The sequence below is a fragment of the Streptomyces calidiresistens genome, assembly GCF_014141525.1.
Taxonomy (GTDB): Bacteria; Actinomycetota; Actinomycetes; order Streptomycetales; family Streptomycetaceae; genus Streptomyces; species Streptomyces calidiresistens.
The window spans coordinates 1-1,977 of the sequence record NZ_VKHS01000918.1 but is presented as its reverse complement, the minus strand read 5'-3'; the positions used below and the strand labels follow the sequence as shown (position 1 = coordinate 1,977).

Genomic DNA, 1,977 nt, shown 5'->3' with positions numbered 1-1,977 from the left:
CCTCCCCCGCACCACCCGGCCCCGCCGCGTCCGAGCGCGCCCGCGCGCGTTCCCGCAGGTGAGGGCTGCCCCGCTGCCTGCCGAAGGAACCGGACACCGCCATGGCCGACACGCCGCGCAAGCCCGCCGCCCCGACCCGCCGCAAGGCCGGCCGCCACCGCGGCGAGGGCCAGTGGGCAGCCGGGCACTTCACCCCGCTCAACGCCAACGAGCAGACCAAGAAGGACGACGATGGTCTCAATGTGCGGACACGCATTGAGACGATCTACGCCCACCGCGGTTTCGACTCCATCGACGGCGCCGACCTGCGGGGCCGGATGCGCTGGTGGGGCCTGTACACCCAGCGCCGTCCCGGTATCGACGGCGGCCGGACCGCGATCCTGGAGCCGGAGGAGCTGGACGACGAGTACTTCATGCTCCGGGTCCGGATCGACGGCGGCCGGCTGAGCACCGAGCAGCTGCGGGTGCTGGCGGAGATCTCCGAGGAGTTCGCCCGGGGCACCGCCGACATCACCGACCGGCAGAACCTCCAGTACCACTGGATCCGGGTCGAGGACGTCCCCGAGATCTGGCGCCGCCTGGAGGCCGTGGGCCTGTCCACCACCGAGGCCTGCGGCGACACCCCCCGCGTGATCCTCGGCTCGCCGGTCGCCGGCATCGCCGCCGACGAGATCATCGACGGCACCCCGGCCATCGAGGAGGTGCAGCGCCGGGTCGTCGGCAACAAGGCCTTCTCCAACCTGCCGCGCAAGTTCAAGTCCGCGATCTCCGGCTCCCCGCTGCTGGATGTCGCCCACGAGATCAACGACGTCTCCTTCGTCGGCGTGCACCACCCCGAGCACGGCCCCGGCTTCGACGTGTGGGTCGGCGGCGGCCTGTCCACCAACCCGAAGATCGGTGTGCGCCTGGGCGCCTGGGTTCCGCTGGACGAGGTCGCCGACGTCTTCGAGGGCGTCGTCTCCATCTTCCGCGACCACGGCTACCGCCGCCTGCGCACCCGCGCCCGCCTGAAGTTCCTGGTCGCCGACTGGGGCGCGGAGAAGTTCCGGCAGGTGCTGGAGGACGACTACCTCGGCCGCAAGCTGCTCGACGGCCCCGCCCCCGACGTGCCGGTGGAGCGGTGGCGCGACCACGTGGGCGTCCACCGCCAGCGCGACGGCCGCTTCTACGTCGGCTTCGCCCCCCGGGTGGGCCGGGTGGACGGCGCCACCCTGGGCCGCGTCGCCGACCTCGCCGAGGAGCACGGCTCCCGACGGGTGCGCACCACCGTCGAACAGAAGATGATCATCCTCGACGTGCCGGAGGAGCGCGTGGAGTCGCTGGTCGCCGGGCTGGAGGAGCTGGACCTGCGGGTCACCCCCACCCCGTTCCGCCGCGGCACCATGGCCTGCACCGGCATCGAGTTCTGCAAGCTCGCCATCGTCGAGACCAAGGGGCGCGCCTCCTCCCTCATCGACGAGCTGGAGAAGCGGATGCCGGACTTCGAGGAGCCGGTGACCATCAACGTCAACGGCTGCCCCAACTCCTGCGCCCGCATCCAGATCGCGGACATCGGTCTCAAGGGACAGCTGGTCACCGACTCCGAGGGCAACCAGGTGGAGGGCTACCAGGTGCACCTCGGCGGCTCGCTCGGCCTGGAGCCCGGCTTCGGCCGCAAGGTGCGCGGGCTGAAGGTCACCGCCGAGGAACTGCCCGACTACGTCGAGCGGGTGCTGCGGGCCTTCTCCGAACAGCGCGAGGAGGGCGAACGCTTCGCCCAGTGGGCCGCCCGGGCCGACGAGAAGGCGCTGTCGTGAGCGAGCGCGCCGCCCCGTACCACTGCCCGTACTGCGGGGACGAGGACCTGCGCCCCAACGAGGAGGGTCACGGCGCCTGGGAGTGCGCGGCCTGCAACCGTGCCTTCCGCCTGAAGTTCCTCGGCCTGCTGGCCTCCGGCCTCCGCCGCACCGGAGCCGGTGCCGACCGCCCCGACCGCCC

Annotated in this window: 2 protein-coding genes; both read left to right on the top strand. The window is 72.3% G+C overall.

Features of this window, described 5'->3' with window-relative positions:
* Nucleotides 1–101: 101 nt before the first annotated feature.
* Complete coding sequence (locus tag FOE67_RS24120) at nucleotides 102–1,796, top strand: nitrite/sulfite reductase (RefSeq protein ID WP_182666948.1); 1,695 nt, start codon at nucleotides 102–104, stop codon at nucleotides 1,794–1,796.
* Nucleotides 1,793–1,977 (top strand): hypothetical protein (locus FOE67_RS24115; RefSeq protein WP_182666947.1); only part of this gene is annotated, 185 nt, incomplete at its 3' end. The genes FOE67_RS24120 and FOE67_RS24115, both read left to right, overlap by 4 nt.